Here is a 21,531-nt window from a genome sequence, read left to right as displayed (position 1 = left end):
TTCCTTTCATGCGCGGCGTTGCTGGCGCAGCCGGAGCCGCTGCCCGGCACCGTCGATAGCCCGGTCCAGCAACGGGCCCAGCGTCTCCAGCGATTGCGGCGACAGGATGTTTTCATGCGAACAGTGCGCCAGGTGGTGCACTTCCAGGTCGGCTACGTGCTTGCGCCATGCTTCGACCGGGCGGATGTAGCCAGGCAGGGACTGGCCCGCGATGAACAGCGTGACCGGGCCGTCGTAAGCCGGCGTCCGCGCCTGCGCCAGCAGGCGTACCGCATCGCGGTAGTTGGCAAAAACCTGTTCCAGCATCGCCGCCTTTTCCTGCTGCAGCACATCGTCCGTTTCTCCCTCATAAGCATCGCCCAGCAGGCGTTCCTGCTCCCGTTGCGCGCCCAGCGCCGCTTCAGCCCCTTGCGGATCGCTCCAGTCATGCACCTCGGCCGGATAGGTGTCGAGCAGCCCAAGGAAGCTGACTTCTTGACCCTGCGCCCGCAGGCGCTCGGCCACGCCATAGGCAACGGTGCCGCCCAGCGAGTAGCCAAGCAGGTAGTACGGTCCTTGCTCCTGCACGCCGCGTACGATTTCGACCTGGCGGTCCAGCAGTGCTTCCATGTCGCGGCTGGCAGCGACCAGCCCGTGCGGACGGGGCGACTGCAGGCCGACAATGGCGCGGCCGCCGCCAAGGTAGCGCGACAGGACGCTGTACTGCCAGGCAAAACCGGAGCCGGGATAGAAGCAGATCAGCGGCGGCCCATCGCCCTGGCGCAGCTGGATCACCTGGTCGAAGCCGTCGTTGCCGAAGTCATTGACCATGCCTTGTCCATTCATCAGCGCCGCCAGGCGCGCCACCGTCGGCGCCGTCATGACCTGGCCTACTGTGATGCGCCGCTGCAGCGTGCGCCGCACTTCCGCCGCCAGCTTCATGGCGAGCAGCGAATATCCGCCAATGGCAAAGAAATCGTCGTCGGCGCCGACCGATTCCAGTCCCAGCACGCGCGCGAAAACTTCGGCGAGGCGCTGCTCCAGGCCGCGCGCCGGCGCCCGGGCGTCCACTTTGCCGCCGCGCGCCGGCAGCGGCAGCGCCTTGCGATCGAGCTTGCCGTTGGCGCTGAGCGGCAGCGCCGGCAGCTCCTGCACCGCCACCGGCACCATGTGCGGCGGCAGGCGCGCCGCCAGCGCGGCCCGCAGCTGCTCGCCGTCCGGCCTGGCATCGGCTGCCGCCACCACGTAGGCCAGCAGCTGCCGCGCATCCGCGCCGCCGCTCTCGCCGCCCAGCACCGCGGCATGCACCGCCGCTTCCGCCACGCCCGGCTGCTCGCGCAGGACCGCTTCGATCTCGCCCAGCTCGATGCGCTGGCCACGGATCTTCAACTGGTCGTCGGCGCGGCCCAGGTATTCCACGATGCCGCCATCCAGCCAGCGCACGATGTCGCCGGTGCGGTACAGGCGTGCGCCGGCCACGAACGGGTCGGCCACGAAACGCGCCGCAGTCAGGCCCGGCTTGCCGATATAGCCGTCCGCCAGCTGGATGCCGCCCAGGTACAGCTCGCCGACTGCGCCAGGCGGGACCTGGCGCAGCCAGCGGTCCAGCACGCGCAGCTGGGTATTCCAGACCGGGCGCCCGATCGGCACGCCGGCTCCGCCCTGCCCCAGGTCGCCAAAGGCCGGCATGTAGCTGACGTCTACCGCCGCCTCGGTCGGACCGTACAGGTTGTGCAACGCCGCCGCGCTGTATTGTGCGAACTCGCACGCAAGCGACTTGCCCAGCGCTTCGCCGCTGCAGAACACCAGGCGCAGGCTGGCGCAGCGGCGCGATTCCAGTTCCGCCAGGTGGCCGGCAAATACCGACAGCATCGAGGGCACGAAGTGCAGGCAAGTGACTCCATGCCGCTCGATCGCCTGCACCAGCGCCGCCGGATCGCGGTGCGCATCCGGCTCCGCCAGCACCAGGCAGGCGCCCTGCATCAGCGGCCAGAAGAACTCCCACACCGACACGTCGAAACCGCACGGGGTTTTCTGCAGCACCACGTCTTCTTCGCGCAGCTGGTATTGGTACTGCATCCATGCGATACGGTTGTAGATAGCCTTGTGCGGCACCATGGTGCCCTTGGGACGGCCAGTGGTGCCGGAAGTGTAGATCACGTAGGCCGGATGCGCCGGCGTGATCTTCACTTCGAGTGTTGGCGCCGGCTCGCCGGCGCCCGCCAGTTCATCGAAGCGCAGCACCGGCGCGGCGCAGGCATCGAAGCGGCCGGCGTGGGCGCTGTCGGTAAGCAGCAGGCGGGGTGCGGCGTCGGCCAGCATATAAGCCAGGCGATCGGCGGGATATGCCAGCTCCAGTGGCAGGTAGGCGGCGCCGGCCTCAGTCACCGCCATGATGGCGATGCTGAGGCGCACCGAGCGCGGCAACGCCACCGCCACGATATCGCCCGGCTGCACGCCCTGCTGCAGCAGTTTCCCGGCCAGGATACAAACCTGGCGCCGCGTTTCGGCGTAATCCAGCCCGATTCGCGCATCGGCCAGCGCCGGGCGGCGCGGTGTGCGCTGGGCCTGGGCCGCCAGCACGTCGCGCAGCGTCAGGGAGGACAGGTCGACGCCGGTGTCGTTGGCGGCAGCCAGCGCCTGCTCCTCGCCGGATGTCAGCAAGGGGTAGCGCGACAGCGGCAAATGCGGCTGCGACAGCGCTGTGCGCAGCACCTGCACCACGCGCTGGGCCAGCATGGCCGCGTCGACGGCGGCGCCGCGCTGCTCCACCAGCAGCGACAGGCGTTCGCCCGGCAGCACCAGCAGGGCCAGCGGATAATGGCTGTAGCCGCGGTTCAGCACTTCGCCGATGCGCAGCGGCTGGCTGTCGCGCCCAGGCAGGTCCTGCGCCAGGTAGGCGTTGTCCGGATAGTTTTCCACCACCAGCAGCGTGTCAAACAAGGCAGGCACGCCGGCCGCACGCTGGATCGCCGCCAGCCCCAGGCCGTCGTGCTCCATCAGGGCGATATGGCGGCGCTGCAGCGCGGGCAGCTGGTCCCACAGGGATTGCGACGCATCCAGGCGGGTCCGCACCGGAATCGTGTTCAGGAACAGGCCAACCTGCTCTTCGATGCCGTCGATTTCGCTGTGGCGGCCCGATACCGGGCTGCCGAACAGCACATCGCTGCGGCCGGACATCATGCCCAGTACCTGGCCCCAGACCGCCTGCATCAGCACATTCAGCGTAATACCGCGGCTGCGCAGCTCTTCCTGCAGCTTCGCGCTCAGCGATGCCGGCAGTTCCAGCATGTACTCCTGCACCGGTGCGGCTTGCGCTGCGGCGTCGAACAGCAGCAAGGGCTCCGCCCCCTGCAGGTCGTCGCGCCAGGCGGCTTGCGCAGCCGCGGTATCGCGCTGCGCCAGGCGCTCCAGCAACTGGCCGTAGCCTGCCCGCAGCGGCGCAAACGCCGCGCCAGGTTCGCGGTAGGCTGCCAGCAGGTCGCGCAGCAGCAGCGGCGTGGACCAGCCATCGATGACCAGGTGGTGCACCACCAGCAGCAGTACGTGGCGGCCCGGGGCCATGGTCGCCAGGGCCGCCTGCAGCATGCCGCCGAAGCGCGTGGTCGAACCGTCCCGCGCCAGCAGGGAAGCCTGCAGCTCAGCCAACTGCGCCTGGGCCCCTGCCTCCGGCAAGCCACTGAAGTCATGCTGCTGCCATGGCCAGTCCGGCACCGCCGCCGGCGCGGGCATCAGGAACAGCGGCCGTTCGGCTGCGTCAAGGTCGAACATGCCGCCCAGCTGCGGATAGCGGCGCAGCACTGCGTTAAGCGCCACGCCCAGGCGCGCCGCATCGACTTCGCCTTGCAGGTGCAAGAGCGTGAAAGCGTTATAGCTGCCCCGCCCCTGCGCCGTTTGCGCATGGAACAGCATGCCCTCCTGCAGCGGCAGCACAGGCAGGATATCGCCATGGACGCCATGGCGCCGCTGCAGCAGTTCGCGCTGCTGCGCGGTCACGGCAGGCAACGCGGCTGCGCCGGCCGGCAATACGGCTTCCAGTGCGGCAAACGGCGCCAGCTGGACGGCCATGGCACGCGGCGTGCGCTGTGCGAACACCGCGGAGGGACGCAGCAGGTGGCCGCCGTGGCGCAGCGTGGTGCACAGCATGATGGCGGAAATGCTGTCGCCGCCGAGGGCGAAGAAATCATCGTCGACCGAAGCATGGGCCAACTTCAGCACCTCGGCCATCGCGCGTGCCACCCGCAGCGGCAATGCTCCTGCCGCCTCGTCCAGCGCGGCCGGCACGTTCGCAGCAGCGGCATGCGGCGGCGGCAGCTGCTTGCGGTCCACCTTGCCGCTGACGTTGCGCCGGAACTTATCGAGCACCACCAGCGCGGCCGGCACCATATAGTCCGGCAAGGTCTGGCGCAGCGCGGCCAGCAGTTCGGCACTGCGCGCGGCACGCCCGGCCTGGTCCAGGCCCGGCACCACGCAATAGCCGGCCAGGCGGTGCGTGTTGTTCACAGCCTGCGCCAGCACCACTACGCTTTCCACGCCCGGCAGCAGCGACAGCGCATTCTCCACTTCGCCCAGTTCGACGCGGTAGCCCCGCACCTTGACCTGGTCGTCGCCGCGGCCGAGGAATTCCAGGCGGCCGGCATGGTTCCACCGTACCAGGTCGCCGCTGCGGTACATGCGGCCGCCAGGCTCGCCGAACGGACAGGCGACGAAGCGCGCGGCACTCAGGCCACCGCGCGCCAGGTAACCCAGGGCCAGGCCGGCGCCGCTGATATATAGCTCCCCTGCCACCCCGACCGGCACCGGCATGAGGCGCGCGTCCAGCACGTGCGCCACCGTGTTGCCGATCGGGCGCCCGACCACCGGCAGTTCACTGTCGGCCAGCGCCGCGCGCAAGGTATCCACCGTGTATTCGGTCGGGCCGTACAGGTTGTGCGCCTGCAGGCCCGGGAAGGAGCGCAGCTGCTGCCACAGGGCCGCCGGCGCGGCCTCGCCGCCGATCAGCAGCAGCGTCGGCTGGTGCGCGTCCGGCGCCATCAGGCCATTGCCCAGCATCTGCGCCAGGAACGAAGGCGGCAGGTCCAACGCGTCGATACCGATACGGCGCACCTCCTGCACCAGGCCGTAGGCATCGCGCCGCAGCTCTTCATCGAACACGTACAGCTCCTGGCCGCGCAGCATCCAGAACAGCTGCAGCCACGAAGAATCGAAGGAGAACGAATGGGTGTGGGCGGCGCGCAGGGCACGGCCCGGATGGCGTTCGGCCACGGCGGCCAGCGCCGGGCCGTACACGGTATGTTCGTGCGCCAGGAACAGGTTGAGCAGGGCGCCATGGGTGTTCATCACGCCTTTCGGCCGCCCGGTGCTGCCGGAAGTGAAGATGATGTACGCCACGCTGTCGGCCGGCAGCGGACCTCCGCGCTCATCCTCGCGCAGCGGCGCGGACGACAATTGCGCCAGCGCCGTGCGCGCAGCTTCGCTATCCAGGTCGATGCGCGCGATACCGGTCGGCAGCGCGATCGCAGCCGCAGCGCTGGACAGCAGCAGCACGGGCGCCGCATCTTCGCACATCATGGCGATGCGGTCCGCCGGGTAGTCCAGGTCCAGCGGCAGGAAGACGGCACCGCACTCCATCACCGCCAGCATCGCAACCACCGATCCGGTGGAACGGGGAATGGCAATGGCCACCACCCGGCCAGGACCGGCGCCCTGGGCGCGCAGCAGGCGCGCCAGCTGCGCCACGCGGCCCGCCAGTCCGGCGAAAGTCACACTGTCGGCGCCGCACACCAGCGCGAGCGCGTCCGGCCGCGCCGCCGCTTGCTGCGCCAGCAGGGAGGACAGGCGGTCCACCTCCGGCGCCGCGACGTCCGGTCCGCGCGACCACGCGCCCATGGCGGCCAGCTCCCCCTCCGTTGCCGGCGCCAGCGCCTGCAGCTCGCGCTGCGGCTGCGTCAGCCATTGCTCCAGCATGCCGGCCAGCCGGGTCACGTGCTGCTCCAGCTCCGCAAGTTCGTAGCGTGCCGCGTCGGCGCGCAGCTCCAGCGAAATGCGTTCGGCCACCTGCAGGTTGAATTCCAGGTCGTCCACCGGCCCGGTGGCCAGGTGGTGCGTCCGGCCCTGCAGGCCTGCCAGGTCCAGACGGTAATCGAACATCTTGAAGTTCACCAGCGCGCCATACAGTTTGCGGCCGCTGCCGACGAGGCCTGCATCGCGCTGGATCTGCTCCGCTTCGTAGCGCTGGTGCGGGCGTACCGCCTGCGCGGCGGCGCGGAAGGCGCGCGATACCGAGAACCAATCCATGCTGCCTTCCATCTCCACCGAAAGCGGCAGAACATTGACGGCTGGGGCCAGTGCATTGATGGCGCGCGAGCCCATGCGGCGCATGAACGGCATGCCGATGGCCTGGCGTTTCTGGCCAGTCATGCGGTACAGGTAGGCCGCCAGCAGGCCATGCAGCAGGTCCGGCACTGCCAGGCCAGCACCGGCGGCATGCTGCTGCAGGGCTGCCGTTGCCGCGGCGGGGAATTCCCACGCCACGCTGAGCGCCTGGCCGGATGGCGCAGCATTGCGCAGCGACAGGCTGGCGGCCGGCGGCAAAGTTTCGCAGAAACCGGCCCAGAAGGCGCGATCGCGCTCGCGGGACTCGCTGCGCTGGTAGGCTTCATACTCCTCAACCGCCACGGCGACCGGCACGAATGGCGCCGCTGCGGCCTCGACACCGGCGGCGAGCGCGGTGTAGTGGGCGGCAATCCGGCGCGTCAGCGCGAGGAAGCTGAAGCCGTCAAGCATGATGTGGTGGAAGCGCTGGTACCACAGCCAGTGGTCCGGGCCGACCTGGAACAGCGCCTGCCGGTAGCACGCCTCGCCGCCGGACAGATCGAATGGCGCGGCCATGTCGGCGCGCATCCAGGCCTCGGCCTGCTGCCGTGCATCGGCATGGCTGCGCAGGTCGAGCTGCACTGGCGGCGCGATGGCATGGGCAGCATCGGCGCCGCGCAACTGCTGGCGGGCGCCGTCCCCGGTCTGCACATAGCGCGCGGTCACCGTATCGGCTTCGGCCAGTCCCAGCTGGATCGCGCGCGACAACAGCTCCGGCTGCAGGGCGCCGCGCACTTCGATGCAGTGGGCAATCACGTAGCCTTGTTTGTTTTCAGCCACCTGGTCGGCCAGCCAGATGCCAAGCTGGCTGCCGTTCAGCGGCAGGAATTGCTGGTCCATGGGGGCTCCTCAGGCGCTTGCTGCGAACGGGTTGATCGCGAGCCAGTGGCGCTCGATGAATTCAACGCATTCGCTGCGCGGCGCCGGTCCGTGCTGCACCTGCCAGCCGGCCGGCTGCGCGGCGAATTCAGGCCACAGGCTGTATTGGCCAGAGCTGTTGCGCAGCACCGTGAACTGGTGGCGCTCGTCGTCAAATGGATTGGTCGTGTTCTCGTTGTTCATGGTTGTTCGGTCTCGTCAAAGTCTTTCATCAATTCACACAAGCCTTCCAGCAGGCCGTCGCGCCAGCACAGCCAGTCGTGGCCGCCGCGCACTTCGCGCAGGAAGGAACGGTGGCCGGCAGCGCACAGCGCCTGGTGGAAGGAACGATTAGGGCCAAGCATCTCGTCTTCGTAGCAGCCGATCTCCAGCAGGAAGCGCAGCGGCTGGCCGAGCGCCGGCCCCTGGGCTACCGAGCCGGCGAGCCAGCCGCCGCTGGCGGTATCGGATGGATCCGGCCACCAGAAGGAACCCGACTGGCTCAGCACATTGCCGAAGCGCGCGGGCCAGTGCAGTGCCGCATAGGCTGCCGCCAGGCCGCCGAAGCTCTGGCCGGCGACCACCGTGCGGCCGGGCTGCGCGCTGAACGGCTCCAGCGCGTGCGCCGCAGGCAGCAGCTCCTCCAGCAGCGCTTCCCAGAACGGGGCGTGGCAAGGCAGCTCCAGCGCGCGCCGCCCGGGCGATACGGCATCCACCAGCAGGTAGACCGCCGGTGGCAGCTCCCCCTGCGCTGTCAGCACATCCAGCGCCCCGAACAGCGGCATTTGCTGCGCCCAGTACTGGCCATCCAGCAGGAGCACCAGTGGCGCTTCGCACGCCGTATGCGGCGCCGTGCGGTAGATCCATGTTTCGCGGCCGATGTCCAGCGCGGCGCTCTGCCAGCGATGGCGGGCCAGGCGACCTTGGGGCAAGGCACCGCCAGCCCGGTCCCAGGCCCGGTGCACGGCAGCATCGGGCAGCACCAGGGGCGACAGCGGCTGGCCCCAATTGCCGCCATGGGCCGGCCCCGGATTGAGCGGGTCGGCCTGGGCATTGGTCTCCAGCAAACCGACCCACCAGCGGCGCAAGGCTGCGCCACCGCCCTCTTGCGGCGGCTGCTGGCCCGCTGCCACCGGCAGCAGGAAATAGCTGCCGCGCCAGTCCCAAGGCAGCGTAGTCTCCCAGCTCCAGACATCGGTGCCGGGATGGCGGCGCATGGCGGCCGGCCCGTTGCTGGGGTGCGGCGTGTGCGAGTACACGTCAATGTAGACATCCTGCGTCTGCGCGGCCGCAGGTTCGCGCCACAGGAAAGTGACGGCGGCCATGGCCCCATCCTCGCCTTCAGCGACCCGCAACAGCGGCGTGCCGCGCGCGGCAACCCCGCTCCACCACGACGCGCTGCCAAGATCGGCGCGATCCATCATGCCCGGCGCTCCAGGGGCTGTGCCGGACCGGGCAAGGCAACGGCGGCGGCAGGAGCCGCCCACACGCTATCCACCGGGCCGCTGCGGGCACGGCGTGCAGCCAGGCGCGCCGCCCATGCCAGCAGCAATGCCAGCGCCAGCGCTGCCAGGTCGACGCCGAGCGCGCCCATGCTGCCGTGCGCCCACATGCCAAGCGAAGGCAGCAGACGCGCCAGCAGCGAGGTGGCCGGGATCGCGAACCCGGCCAGGGCGCACAGCGCCAGCAGCTCGGGCGCAGCCCGCGCAGCGCCGCGCCAAAAGGCCCAGGCCACGCATGCCAGGAACACCAGATAATAGGACGTCATCAGCGCCGCATTGAGATTGCCTGCCGATGCGTGCAGCCATTTCGCAGCCAGCAAGGCCCCTGCCACGCCGGCCACGCTGCCGAGGCAGATACCCACGGTAGCTGCCGCCAGCAAGGCCGTGCGGCGCGGCTGCTCCGGCGGCGCCTGGTCGCGCAGCTGGTTCTTGCGCCGCTTCTCGACCCACAGCAGGTTGCCCGAGTAGAACAGGAACGCCCCCGACAGCCCGAATGCGAAATAGGCCCAGCGTATCCAGTCGCCGCCGTAGCTGCCGAAGTGCAGCGAGAAGAATGGCGCCACGATGCTGCTCCAGGTGTCGCTTTTGGTCGGCAGCATGCTGGTGTTGAGCACCTCGCCGTTGTACGGATCCATCAGGAGATAGCCCGATACCGCCCCGCGCACCACATAGTCCTCGTTGGCTATGCCGACGCGAACCAGCGGCCGCGGGCTCTCCAGGTCCATGAACAGCATGTCGGTCACCTCGAAGCCCGGCGCCTCCAGCTGCGCGCGGCGCAGCAGCTCGCTGGCCGGCGCCAGCTTCGCCACATCGCCCGGGCCCGGCGTCCCGGCCGGGCGCATCCACATCTTCTTCTCGCCGTACACCACTTGCTGCAGGCTGCCGTAGAACTGGTCGTGGAAAGCAAACACGATCACCGTCAGGCTGATCACGATGTGGAACGGCAGGCTGGCGATGCCGATCACATTGTGCGCATCGAGCCAGAAGCGCTTGCGGTTCTTGCCCTTGCGCAGGGCGAAGAAGTCCTTGACCAGCGTCGGCAGCAGCAGGATCACGCCGGACACCAGCGCCAGGAAATACAGCACGCCCGCCACGCCCATCAGGTACACGCCGAGGTACTCGTCGCCCAAGGTGCCGGGAATGCCGCCGGTACGGTGCAGCATGTCCACCAGTTCGCCGAACAGGGAAGGACGCACTTCCTGCGCCACCAGCCTGCCCTGCGCATCCAGCATTCCCTGCCAGCGCATGGCATCCAGGTCGATGTCGCGGCCCGCATGCCCTGCGCTCCAGGTCACCGGCGCCGGATTGTTCTCATGCCGCAGCACGTGCAGCGTAAATTCTTCCCGTGCGGCCGGGTGCGCCGCCAGCACTTCGCGTACGACGGTGTCGACCTGCTGCGGCGCCAGCGCACCGGCGACTGCGGACGGTGCGCTGACCCAGCGTTCCAGCGGATGCTTGAACATGGTCAGTGCGCCGCCGAAAAAGCCGATGAACAGCAGGATGCCGGCGCAGATGCCGGTCCAGGTATGAAGTGACTGGTAAATGCGAAGGATATCGCTGCGGACTTTCATGGCTTACCCCAGGGTGTAACGGACATAGAACAACAGGCTGTATGCCGCCGCATTGGCGCCGCCCAGCCACAGCACGGCACGCAGGCCGCTGCGGAACAGGTAGACGGTGGAGAAAACCGCCATCCACAACGGCGCCATGATCCACATCACGAACTGCGCCTTCTCGCGGGCGCCGATACCGCCCGGGCCAGCCCAGGCGAACAGGCCGGCCACGGCCAGCGCCAGCGTGGCACCCAGCACCGCGCCGGCAAAGGTCTTGCTCCACAAGTCAGGCCGGATCGCATCGGGTTTGGCGCTCATGGTTTTCCTTTCAGCAGGGAGGCGAAGGGCAGCACGCTGAATGCCAGCATGCTGATGGCGAGCCACGCGAAAACGGCCGCCAGCGGCGACAAGGCCAGACAGGCGGAGGCCAATGCCAGCAGCAGGGCCAGCACGCCGGCCGCTACGCCGAGCGGGCCAATGGGCTGCGCCAGCCAGCCCTGGTGGCGGTGGCCGAGGTACAGCAGGCAGCAGCCCGCAATATCAAGCAATAGGAACAGGATCATTTGGAATTGCCCGGCGTTGGCCGAGTTCAAGGATGGAGAGATAGAACAGCGGAACCAGGAACACGCCCAGCGCCGTCGAGACCAGAACACCGCCCAGCACGCTGGCGCCGATGGCCTGCTGCGCCGCCGCGCCCGGCCCGCTGGCCAGCACCAGCGGCACGATGCCCGCCCCGAACGCCAGGGACGTCATCAGGATCGGCCGCAGGCGCTGGCTGGCGGCGGCCGTCACCGCGGCCCAGGGTCCCTGCCCCGCACGCACCGCCGCCTGGGCGAATTCGACAATCAGGATGGCGTTCTTGGCCGACAGGCCGACCGTCGCCAGCACGCCAACCTGGAAGAAGATGTCGCGCTCCAGGCCGAGCAGTCCGGCGCCGGCCACCGCGCCCAGCACGCCAGGCGGAATCGCCAGCAGCACGCAGAACGGGATCGACCAGCTGCCGTACAGGCCGGCCAGGCACAGGAACACGAACAGCACCGATACCGCATACAGCAGCGGCGCCTGGCCGCGCGAGAGCTGGTCCTGGTAGGACAGGCCGCTCCAGGCCAGGCGGCTGGAGGGCTGCTGCGCCACCAGCCTTTCGATATGCGCCATCAGTTCGCCCGAGCTGGCGCCGGGCGCACCGGCGCCGCTGATATGCACCGCAGGCAGGCCGTTGAAGCGGCGCAGCTGCGTCGGGCCGCTATCCCAGCGCGTACTGGCAAAAGCGGCCAGCGGCGTCATGGCGTTGCCGCTGCCGCGCACCGACCAGTGCTGCAAGTCGTCCGGGCTGGCGCGCCACTGCGCGTCGGACTGGACCAGCACCTTGCGCACGCGGCCTTCATGCAGGTAGTCGTTGACGTAGACGCCGCCCCAGGCCGCGCTCAGCGTGCTGTTGACGTCGTCCAGGTTCAGGCCCAATGTCAGCGCCTTGGCCTGGTCGATGTCGATGCGCAGCAGGGCCTTGCTTTCGCTGCCGTCGGCTTCGGCGTACATCACGCCGGCCAGTTCGCCCGCCTTCGCCGCCAGTTGCATGGCACGCCCGGCCAATGCTTCCGGCGTGGCGCCGGAGGTGTCCTGCAGCCAGAATTCGAAGCCGCTGGCCTCGCCCAGGCCGTCGATCGGCGGCGGCACCATGGCGAACACGCGCGCATCGCGCAGCTTGCCCAGCGCGCCGGTGGCGCGGGCGGCGATCGCCTGCGCCGAGTTTTCCACGCCCTTGCGCTGCGACCAGTCCTTCAGGTTGACGAAGGCCATGCCGGCGTTCTGGCCTGCGCCGCCCATTCCCATGCCGGCAATGGTGTAAACCATCGCCACATTGTCCTTTTCATTCTCGCGGAAATGGCGTTCCACCTGGCGCGCCAGTTCGGCTGTGCGCGGATAGGTGGCGCCGGCCGGCAGCGCAAAGCGCACCATCACCGTGTCCTGGTCGTCGACCGGGATGAAGGAAGCCGGCAGGCGCAGGTAGCCCCAGGCGGTGGCCCCCAGCAGCACGGCGTACACCGCGACCAGGCGCCAGCGGCGGCCAGGCAGCTTGCGCAGCAGGGCGTCGTAGCGCCGCTGCAACGCCGCCATGGCGCGCGCGAAGCGGCCGTCCGCCGCATGCGCCGCGGCCGGGCGCAGCAGGGCCGCGCACAGCACCGGCGTCAGGGTGATCGCCACCAGCACGGACAGCGCCATCGCCGTCACCAGCGTGATCGAGAACTGGCGGTAGATCACCCCGACGGAACCGGGGAAGAAGGCCATCGGCAGGAAAACCGCGCCCAGCACGATGGCGATGCCGGCCAAGGCGCCGGTGATGCCGCGCATCGACTGCAGGGTGGCTTCGCGCGCGCCGACGCGCTGCTCCGACATGATGCGCTCGACGTTCTCCACTACCACGATGGAATCGTCCACCAGCAGGCCGATCGCCAGCACCATGGCAAACAGCGTCAGGGTATTGATCGAGAAACCGGTCAGCGCCAGCACGCCGCAGGTCCCGAGCAGGACCACCGGCACCGTAATCACCGGCACCAGCGTGGCGCGCCAGCCCTGCAGGAAGACGAACATCACCAGCACCACCAGCAGCACCGCCTCGGCCAGCGTCGCCGCCACCTGGCGGATCGAGAGCTTGACGAAGCGCGTAGCATCCTCCGGATAGCCCACCTCGACGCCGGCCGGGAAGGACGGCTGCAGCGCCGCGATGCGCTCGCGCACGCCAGCCGCCGTGGCAAGGCCGTTGGCGCCCGGCGCCAGCATGACGGCAAAGCCGGAAGCCGGCTGGCCGTCCAGGCGCGATGCCGCGCCATAGGACTCGCTGCCGGTCTCCACCCGCGCCACGTCGGCCAGGCGCACCACGGCGCCGTCCGGGCGCGTCTTCAGGATCAGGTCGCGGAACTGCTGCGGGGTTTTCAGGCGCGACAGAGCAGTCACCGACACGTTCAGCGCCTGCCCCGCCGGCGCCGGCCGCGCACCCAGTTCGCCCACCGGCACTTCGGTATTCTGGCTTTCGATGGCGCGCACCACGTCGGCCGGCATCAGGCCGAAGCTGTGCAGCTTGTGCGGCTGCAGCCACACGCGCATGGCGTACGGCGAACCGAAGTTGCGCACTTCGCCCACCCCGGGCACGCGGCTGACTGCATCGATCACCTGGCTGCTCATCCAGTCGGCCAGCGCACCCTCGCCCAGCGTGCCCTGGCGGTCGCTGAACACCACTACCATCAGGAAGCTGTTCTGCATGGCCGTCACATTCAGGCCGTTCTGCTGCACCGCGCGCGGCAGGCGGTACGCCAGCTGGTTCACCTTGTTCTGCACCTCGAGCTGGGCCAGCGCCGGGTCGGCGCCTTGCGCGAACGTCAGCATGATCTCCGCCTCGCCGGCCGAGCTGCTGCTGGCGTCGAAATAGGTCAGGTGCTTGAGGTTCTTCAGCTCCTGCTCCAGCACCTGCACCACGCTGTGCTCGACCACCTGGGCCGACGCGCCCGGATAGCTGGCCGACACGCGCACCGTCGGCGGTGCGATATTCGGATACTGCGCCACCGGCAGCAAGGCGAGCGCCAGCAAGCCGCCCAGCATGACCACGGCTGCCAGCACCCAGGCCAGCACCGGCCGGGCGATAAAGAAACGTGCCACCATCGCTCAGCCCTCGTGCCCCGCCGGCGCCGGTGCGGCAGCGGCACCGAGCGCCGGATCGCGCCATTCGACAGCGTTGACGCGGGTGCCCGACGCCGCCTTCATGGCGCCTTCAACGATCACCCGTTCGCCGGCCCGCACGCCGGACAGCGCCGCCCAGCGTCCCTGGTGGCTGCCGGCCAGCACCAGCTGGCGCGGCTCGACCTCGCCTTTGGCATTGACCACAAGGGCCGAAGCTTTCTCGCCCTCGCCCAGGCGCACCGACTGCTGCGGCAGCATCACCACTTCCGGCTGAACGCCATGCTCGACGCGCGCGCGGACATACATGCCCGGCACCAGCAGCCGGTCGGGATTCGGGAAGCGCGCCCGCAGCGTCACCATGCCGGTCTGCTGGTCCACCTGCATTTCGGCGAACTGCAGCTGTCCGGCATGGGTGTACTCGCTGCCGTCTTCCAGCGCCAGCGTGACCGCGCGCGCGCCCGGCTTGACGCTGCCGCTGCGCAGCGCGCGCTGCAGAGCCAGCATCTGCTGGCTGGACTGCACCACGTCAACGTACACCGGATCGAGCTGCTGCACGCGCGCCAGCGGTTCCTGCTGCGCACGCGCCGCCAGCGCCCCTTCGGTCGCCTCCGCGCGGCCGATGCGGCCGGCGATCGCGGCCCGCACCTCGGTACGCTGCAGGTCGATGTCGGCGGCCTTCAGCGATGCTTCGCGGGCGCGCACCCGGGCCAGTCCCTGCAGGTAATTGGCCTGCGCCAGGTCGTGATCCTGCTGCGTCACCGTACGCGAATCGAGCAGGCGCACGTAGCGCTCGGCGATGACGCGCAGGTTGACCAGGCTGGCCTTCTCCAGCGCCAGCTCGGCGCTGGCCTGCTCCTGGCGCGCCGCATAGCTGGCACTGTCGATGCGGTACAGCAGCTGGCCGGCGCGCACGTCGGCGCCTTCCTCGAAATAGCGCTGCACGATGACGCCGTCCACCTGCGGACGCACTTCCGACACGCGTACCGCGGCCACACGGCCCGGCAGCTCGCTGTTCAGCGCCAGCTTTTCCAGCGCCAGCGTGGCGACCGCCACTTCCGGCAGCGCCGGCACGGGCGGCTTGTCCTCTTTCGCGCCGCAGGCGGCCAGCAGCAACAGGGCCGGCAGGTACTTCATGAATTGCATAAATGCTCCAGTGCGGTCATGCGGCCAGCGTGGCACCGCCGTCGACGACCAGGTCCTGCATGGTGATATGGCTGGCCAGGTCGGAGGCCAGGAAAACAATGGTGTTGGCAATCTCGCGCGCGGTGGCGATCTTGCGCAGCGGGATGCCGAGCTTGAACAGCTCCGGCAGGCCGGCGATGGTGCGCTGCATGCCCTCCTCGTCCGGCAGCATGGAGCGCAGCATCGGCGTGTCGGTCGAACCGGGCGACACCAGGTTACAGCGCACCCCGTACTGCGCCAGTTCCAGTCCCGCGCAGTGACTCAGGCTGACCAGTGCCGACTTGGAGGCGCAATACGCCACCATGTTCAGGCGCGGCACGTGCGCCGCATTCGACGCCACGTTGACGATGCTGCCGAAGCGCTGCGCCTTGAACTGCGGCAGCAGCCGGCTCAGGATGTGGAACACGCCGCCCACATTGATGTCGAAGCAAGCCTGCCAGTCCTCGGCGCTGGTGTTCTCCAGCCGCCCCAGGCGCAGCACGCCGGCCGCGTTGACCAGCACGTCCACCCGCGGCGTTTCCAGCAGCAGCTGGCTGCAGGCTTTGCCGATCGCGGCGCGGTCGGTGATATCCAGCTGCACCGTTTTGAAGGGATACTTCTTGCCATGCATGGAGCCCAGCTCCGAATCGAAGCAGCGGTCGATGCCGATCACGCGCGCACCCAGCTGGCGGAATGCCATCGCCGCCTGGTAGCCGATGCCGCGCCCGGCGCCCGTCACCCATACCTGGCGCCCCTCGAAATCGAGGCCGGGAGGGCGCGGCGGCGCATGCGGGCGCGCCGAAGTCAGGTTGTTCTGGTCAGCCAGGAACATGGCTCACCTCATGCGGCCAGCTTGCGCTGCAGGACGTCCCACCACGCGTTCAGCGTTGGCGTGCCGGCCAGCTCTTCGAAGCTGACGCGCACGCCCAGCTTCTCCCATTCGGCCACCAGCGCCATCACCTCCAGCGAATCGAGGCCGTAGTCGACCAGGTTGTCGTCCGGGCCGAAGCCGCCCTCCTCCAGGCGCGGCAGCAGGCTGGCGCGCAGCCACTCGATGTCCAGCTGCGGACGCGCCGCCAGCACCTGCGCAGTGTGGGTCACGCTGCCGCAGCGGCCGGCCACGTAGCGCAGCGCCATGCGGTGCTCCTCCTCGCTGAAGTCGGCCAGCGCATCGGCCACCATGAACGGCTGCACGTCGCGCATGAAGGCGTCCAGCGCCGTCGTCATGCAGCCGATATGGGCGTATACCCCGGCGATCAGCAGCTGGTCGCGCCCCCAGTCGCGCATCAGCGACTGCAGCTCGGAGCGCTGGAAGGCGCTGTAGCGCCATTTGACCAGCACCGTATCGCCCGGCTGCGGCGCCAGCGCGGCATTCACCTGCTGCAGCGCCGGATCGGCGGTGGTCAGGCCCGGGCCCCACATATCGTTCAGCAGCGCGCGCTCCTCGGCGCTCTGCTCGACCGGCTGCGCGGTGTACACCACCGGCACGCCGCGGGCACGCGCCCAGGCGCACAGGGCGCCGATATTGGCCACCAGCTTGCTGCGCAATTCACTGTCCGCGCCGTAAAAGCGCAGGAAGTAGTCCTGCATGTCATGCACCAGCAGCACGGCGCGGCGCGCCTCCAGCTGCCACGCCACCTTATTGGCGGGCAGGCTGTCGGGCTGCGGCATCGGGTAGGAAGAAATTACGGGAATGCTCATGGTCCAGGCTCCATCTCAATTCGGGATACTGGCGCGCAGCGCCAGCTTGTCGGTCTTGCCGACCGCCGTAAGCGGCAGGCGGTCCAGCATTTCAAAGCGGTCGGGCAGCTTGTAGTCGGCCACGCCCAGGCCGCGCAGGTATTTGCGCAGTTCGACCGGACGCAGGCTGTCGCCGCGCGGCACGATGCAGGCGCAGCTCATTTCGCCCAGCAGCGCATGGGGCACCGAAATCAGCGCCGCCTGCAGCACGCCGGGATGGCGCAGCAGCAGGTTCTCCACTTCCTCGGCAGCGATCTTTTCGCCGCCGCGGTTGATCTGGTCCTTCACGCGGCCGACCACGCGAAGGTTGCCGCCGGCGCCGCGCTGCACCAGGTCGCCCGTGTGGTAGAAGCCGTCCGCATCAAACACGCGCGCATTGTGTTCGGGCGCGCGGTAGTAGCCGCGGAAAGTGTACGGACCGCGCGTGGCCAGCATGCCGGTCTCGCCGTCCGCCACCGGCCGGCCATCCGCATCCAGCACGCGCACCTCGTCGGCATCGCTCATGGGGCGGCCCTGGGTGGTGTAGACCACGTCGTCGGCGTCATCCAGGCGCGTGTAGTTGACCAGGCCTTCGGCCATGCCGAACACCTGCTGCAGCGCGCATCCGAGTTCCTGCGGTACGCGGCGCGCCAGGGCCTCCGCAAAGCTGGCGCCGCCCACCTGCAGCAGGCGCAGCGACGCAAGCTGCGCGCGGCGTTCCGCCTGCTGCGCCGCCTGCAGCCACAGGGCGACAGCGGACGGCACCAGCGCCGCCATGTTCACTGAGTGCTTTTCGATCAGCGCGAAGCAGGCCAGCGGTTCCGGCGCCGGCGCCAGCACCACGGTGCCGCCGGCATGGAACACGCCAAGCGCCCCTGGAGAACTGAGCAGGAAGTTGTGGCCTGCCGGCAGCGCGCACAGGAAGCGCGTGCCGCGGTCCAGGCGGCAGATCTCGGCGCTGCGCCGCACGCTGTAGTAGTAGTCGTCATGGGTGCGCGGGATCAGCTTGGGCGTGCCGGTGCTGCCGCCGGAGAGCTGGAAGAAGGCCACTTCGGAGGCGGGCGAATGCTGCGGCCGCGGCCCGATGCCCTGGGCCTGTTCGCGGAAGCCGTCCTCCCCCAGCACCATGGTGTGCGGCACGGCCAGCTCGCGCGCGAACCCGTCGTTGGCAAACAGCGCATGGCTGGCCGAAGCCACCAGCAGCTTGGGCCGCAGCTGCTGCGCATACGCCGCGAGTTCCAGCCGCTGGTGGCTGAACAGCGCATTCACCGGCGCCACGCCGGCTTTCAGCAGGCCGAAGAAGGCAATATACAGTTCCGCCACATTGGGCAATTGCACCAGGGCGGTATCGCCCACGCCCAGGCCGCGCCGGGCCAGCACTTGCGCCAGCTGCTCCGCCTGTTCGTCCAGCTCGCGGTAGCTGAGCATGCGCTCGCCGCAGATGACGGCGATGCCCTGCGGATGTGCGCGCGCCTGGCGTTCCAGGATCTCGGTCAAAGGCAGCCCGGCCCACAGGCCCTGCTCCCGGTAGCGCTGCGCCGCCTCCTGCGGCCATGCGGTGAATTCGATCATGCGGCCTCCCTTGCGGTCAGTGCGCCGAGCATGGTCTGCAGCTTGGCCTGGGTTTCGGCCCACTCGGCATCCGGGCAGGAATCGGCCACAATGCCGGCGCCTGCAAACAACTGCACGCGGTTGCCGGCCACGCGGCCGCAGCGGATCGTCACCGCCCATTCGCCGTTGCCCTCATCGTCGCACCAGCCCACCATGCCCGCGAACAGCCCCCGGTCAAACGGTTCGACCAGATCGATCAGCTTGCGCGCAAGGCGCGTCGGGAAGCCGCACACCGCCGGCGTCGGGTGCAGGCGGCAGGCCAGCTCCAGCGCCCCCATGGCGGGATCGTGCAACGCCCCTTCGATCGGCGTGGACAGGTGCCACATGGCGGCCGTCGACAGCAGAGAAGGCCGCTCAGGAATATTCAGGTCTCGGCAGACCGGCGCCAGCACGCGGCGGATTTCATCGGTCACCAGGCGGTGCTCGTAAGCGTCCTTGGAAGAGCGCAGCAGCGCCTCGCTCACCTCGCGGTCGCGCGCCGGGTTGGCATCGCGCCGCGCCGAACCGGCCAGCGGATTCGACTCCAGGCGCCCGCCCTCCTTGCGCACCAGCAGCTCAGGCGAGACGCCAACCAGTTCGGAACCGTCCGCCAGCGGCAGCCGGAACTGGAAGCCGGAAGGATTGCGCGCCACCAGGCGGCGGAAGATATCGCCGGCATCGGCATTGCCGGCCAGCTCCACGTCCAGCAGGCGCGATAGCACGGCCTTGCGGATATCGCTCAGGCCAAAATTCGCCACAGCCTGGCGCACGCCTTGCTTGAAGCGCTCTTCGCCTGGAATGCTTTGCGTATGCAGGATGGGCGGCAGTTCCGCCGCCGTGCCGCGCACCATGTCGTTACGGTCGACGAACTCGGACGCCAGCGGCACCACCAGCGCCGACGGCTGGCGCGTATCGAAAGGAATTGCCCCCAGCACCACCGGGTGCGGATTGCCGCGCTCGCGGGCGCGGCGCAAGGCTGCCGCGACATCGGCCTGCAGGCGGCCGGCATCGTGTGCCGGCGTATCGATGCGTTCCGCAACGCCGCTGCCACGCAGCGAACGGTGCGGCGACAGGAATAAGCTTGTAGCCATGTTCTACCTCGCAAACTGTTTGAAATGTTCGCTGGCTTTACGCTGGCTACGGGATCAGGGGGCTGGCCCCTGTGTGCATCAGAAGCTGTAAGTGGCGCTGGCGTAGTAATTGCGGCCCAGCTCAAAGAAGCTGAAGTCCTTGCTCTTCTTCGACAGGTCGACATCGGTCAGGTTCTTGACGCCGGTGCGCAGGGTCCAGTGCTTGCCCGCCTTGGCGGACATGCCCAGGTCGACGCGGGTGTAGCCTGGCAGCTCTTTCTCCGAGTAGAACTGCTTGCCGGCGTAATGCGCCGACAGCGAAGCCTGTACGCCCGGTACTGCAGACCAGGTCAGCCCGACGCGGCCCACGTTTTCAGGACGGTTGTCCAGCACCGTGGTCTTGCCGTTTTCGTTGGTGTAATCCGCCTTCAGGTGGGTGAAGTTGCCCGACAGCGTGAGCAAAGGATGCAGCTGCACGCTCGCTTCCAGCTCCAGGCCTTTGGTCTTGGCCTGCGCCACATTGACCCAGCGGCGCGAATTGGTCGGTGCGTCATAGGTCGCCACAATCAGGTCGTCGACGTCGTTCTTGAAGGCGACGGCGGTCAGGTCCCAGCCCTTCTGGTGCACTTCGAAGCCCAGTTCATAGTTGGTGCTGGTCTCAGGCGACAGTTCGGGATTGCCGGCCAGGAAGCAGCTGCCGCCGCAGCTCACGATACGGTACTCCTTCGTCAACTGGTAGGCATCCGGCGCCTTGAAGGCCTTGCTGATGCCGCCCTTGACGGTCAGCACGTCATTGCCCTGCCATACCAGGTAGCTCTTGGGTGAGAAGTGGCTGCCGAACACGCTGTGGTCGTCCAGTCGGCCGGCCAGCGTCAGGTGCAGGTCTTTGGCCAGCGTCAGTTCATCTTCCACGAAGACCGCCTTGCTGTCGGTGCTGACCTTCCCGGTATCCTTGTAGCTGACGGCATCGCGGATCACCTGGCGGCGCAGGTCGACACCGGCGGTCAGCGCGTTGATGCCAAAGGTCGTGTTGCCGTAAAACTTGGCGTAGGTGTTCTCTTCCTTCAAGGTGCGCTGCTGCGGCTTGTCGTAGCGCGTGTTGAAATCGTGGATCTCGGCGCTCTCGCGGGTGATGTAGGCTGTGGTATTGCCCCAGTCCCAGTTGGCGCGATGGGTCAGGCCGTAGGTGTTGCGTTCGATCTCCTGGTCGCGGATATCCTTGGATTCGAAGTTCCATTCAGGGTAAAAGGCGTAGTAGTACATCACGCGCGGGCGCTTGTCCTTGTTGTAGCCCAGGTCGAAGTCCAGCGACTGGTTTTCCGCCAGCTGCCAGGTCAAAGTGCCGGTCAGGTTGCTGGCCTTTTTCTCCTCCAGGCGCGGGGTGCGCGTCTGGTCGCTGGCCGGGGCTCCCCACCACGCGTCGCGGTCATAGCGCTCACCCGCCAGCGACAGGCTGACGGTGTCGCTCAGCGCACCCGAGACGTTGGCGCCCACGCGATACTGGTCGCCGTCGTAGCCGCTGTCCACGGTGCGGTATTCACCGGTCACGCTGCCCTTCCATTCTTTCGTGGCCGGCCAGGTGATGATGTTGATCACGCCGCCCATCGCATCCGAGCCATACAGCGCCGCCATCGGACCGCGTACGATCTCCACCCGTTTGATGCTGGACAGCGGGATCGAGCTGAAATCGAAATCCCCGCCGCGCCACAGTGCCCCGCCGGACGAGACGCGCTTGCCGTTCACCAGCATCAGGGTGTATTTGCCGCCCAGGCCGCGGATGCGAATTTCGTCGCGGCCGTTGTCGTCGGTCTGGTTGTTCACACCGACGCTGTCGCGCAGCAGGTCGGCCAGGCCGTTGACCGGCGACCTGGCGATATCTTCGGCCGTAATGACGGTAGTGAAGGCGGGTGCATTGGCCACGGTGTGTGCTCGCATGGAAGCGGTGACCACGACGACGTTGCCATCGCCGACGCCGCCAGCATCATCGGCAAAGGCAGGCAGGCCGATGGCGGCCAGGCTTGCCGCGAGAAGGGTTTTCGAAAGGGACATAAC

At 68.6% G+C, this 21,531-nt stretch carries 13 protein-coding genes; all 13 read right to left on the bottom strand.

Features of this window, described 5'->3' with window-relative positions; genetic code table 11:
* Window positions 1–6 precede the first annotated feature (6 nt).
* On the bottom strand, window positions 7–7,194 hold the full coding sequence (locus ASD07_RS12045; RefSeq protein ID WP_055929958.1) for a non-ribosomal peptide synthetase: 7,188 nt from the start codon (window positions 7,192–7,194) through the stop codon (window positions 7–9).
* Between the two features lie 9 nt (window positions 7,195–7,203).
* Complete coding sequence (locus ASD07_RS12040; protein ID WP_055929955.1) at window positions 7,204–7,416, bottom strand: MbtH family protein; 213 nt, start codon at window positions 7,414–7,416, stop codon at window positions 7,204–7,206.
* Window positions 7,413–8,636 (bottom strand): enterochelin esterase, encoded by a 1,224-nt coding sequence (gene fes, locus ASD07_RS12035; protein ID WP_055929952.1) that lies wholly within the window; start codon window positions 8,634–8,636, stop codon window positions 7,413–7,415. Before fes ends, ASD07_RS12040 begins: the two co-directional genes overlap by 4 nt.
* Window positions 8,633–10,285, bottom strand: a complete 1,653-nt coding sequence (locus ASD07_RS12030; RefSeq protein ID WP_055929949.1) for a PepSY domain-containing protein — start codon at window positions 10,283–10,285, stop codon at window positions 8,633–8,635. Before ASD07_RS12030 ends, fes begins: the two co-directional genes overlap by 4 nt.
* A 3-nt stretch (window positions 10,286–10,288) precedes the next feature.
* Window positions 10,289–10,585 carry a hypothetical protein gene (locus tag ASD07_RS12025; protein WP_055929946.1) on the bottom strand — a complete coding sequence of 99 codons (297 nt, stop codon included), beginning with the start codon at window positions 10,583–10,585 and terminating at the stop codon, window positions 10,289–10,291.
* Window positions 10,582–10,830 (bottom strand): hypothetical protein, encoded by a 249-nt coding sequence (locus tag ASD07_RS12020; RefSeq protein ID WP_055929943.1) that lies wholly within the window; start codon window positions 10,828–10,830, stop codon window positions 10,582–10,584. Before ASD07_RS12020 ends, ASD07_RS12025 begins: the two co-directional genes overlap by 4 nt.
* Window positions 10,808–13,921 carry a multidrug efflux RND transporter permease subunit gene (locus ASD07_RS12015; RefSeq protein ID WP_055929941.1) on the bottom strand — a complete coding sequence of 1,038 codons (3,114 nt, stop codon included), beginning with the start codon at window positions 13,919–13,921 and terminating at the stop codon, window positions 10,808–10,810. The genes ASD07_RS12020 and ASD07_RS12015 overlap by 23 nt, the downstream gene beginning before the upstream one ends.
* Window positions 13,922–13,924: 3 nt before the next feature.
* Window positions 13,925–15,082 carry an efflux RND transporter periplasmic adaptor subunit gene (locus tag ASD07_RS12010; RefSeq protein WP_055929938.1) on the bottom strand — a complete coding sequence of 386 codons (1,158 nt, stop codon included), beginning with the start codon at window positions 15,080–15,082 and terminating at the stop codon, window positions 13,925–13,927.
* Window positions 15,083–15,098: 16 nt separating this feature from the next.
* Entirely contained in the window at window positions 15,099–15,932 is an 834-nt protein-coding gene (gene dhbA / locus ASD07_RS12005; protein WP_082507275.1) for a 2,3-dihydro-2,3-dihydroxybenzoate dehydrogenase, read from the bottom strand.
* A gap of 8 nt (window positions 15,933–15,940) precedes the next feature.
* Window positions 15,941–16,801, bottom strand: coding sequence for an isochorismatase family protein (locus tag ASD07_RS12000; protein WP_055929935.1), 861 nt, complete (start codon window positions 16,799–16,801; stop codon window positions 15,941–15,943).
* Window positions 16,802–16,816: 15 nt separating this feature from the next.
* Entirely contained in the window at window positions 16,817–18,391 is a 1,575-nt protein-coding gene (locus tag ASD07_RS11995; RefSeq protein ID WP_055929932.1) for a (2,3-dihydroxybenzoyl)adenylate synthase, read from the bottom strand.
* Window positions 18,388–19,500: an isochorismate synthase MenF gene (locus ASD07_RS11990; RefSeq protein ID WP_055929929.1), complete on the bottom strand. Its 1,113-nt coding sequence runs from the start codon at window positions 19,498–19,500 to the stop codon at window positions 18,388–18,390. The genes ASD07_RS11995 and ASD07_RS11990 overlap by 4 nt, the downstream gene beginning before the upstream one ends.
* A 78-nt stretch (window positions 19,501–19,578) precedes the next feature.
* Window positions 19,579–21,528, bottom strand: coding sequence for a TonB-dependent receptor domain-containing protein (locus ASD07_RS11985; RefSeq protein WP_055929927.1), 1,950 nt, complete (start codon window positions 21,526–21,528; stop codon window positions 19,579–19,581).
* Between the last annotated feature and the right edge of the window lie 3 nt (window positions 21,529–21,531).

This window comes from Duganella sp. Root336D2 (assembly GCF_001425005.1).
In the GTDB taxonomy this organism is placed as follows: Bacteria; Pseudomonadota; Gammaproteobacteria; order Burkholderiales; family Burkholderiaceae_D; genus Rugamonas.
This window is presented reverse-complemented; position numbering and strand designations above follow the sequence as displayed.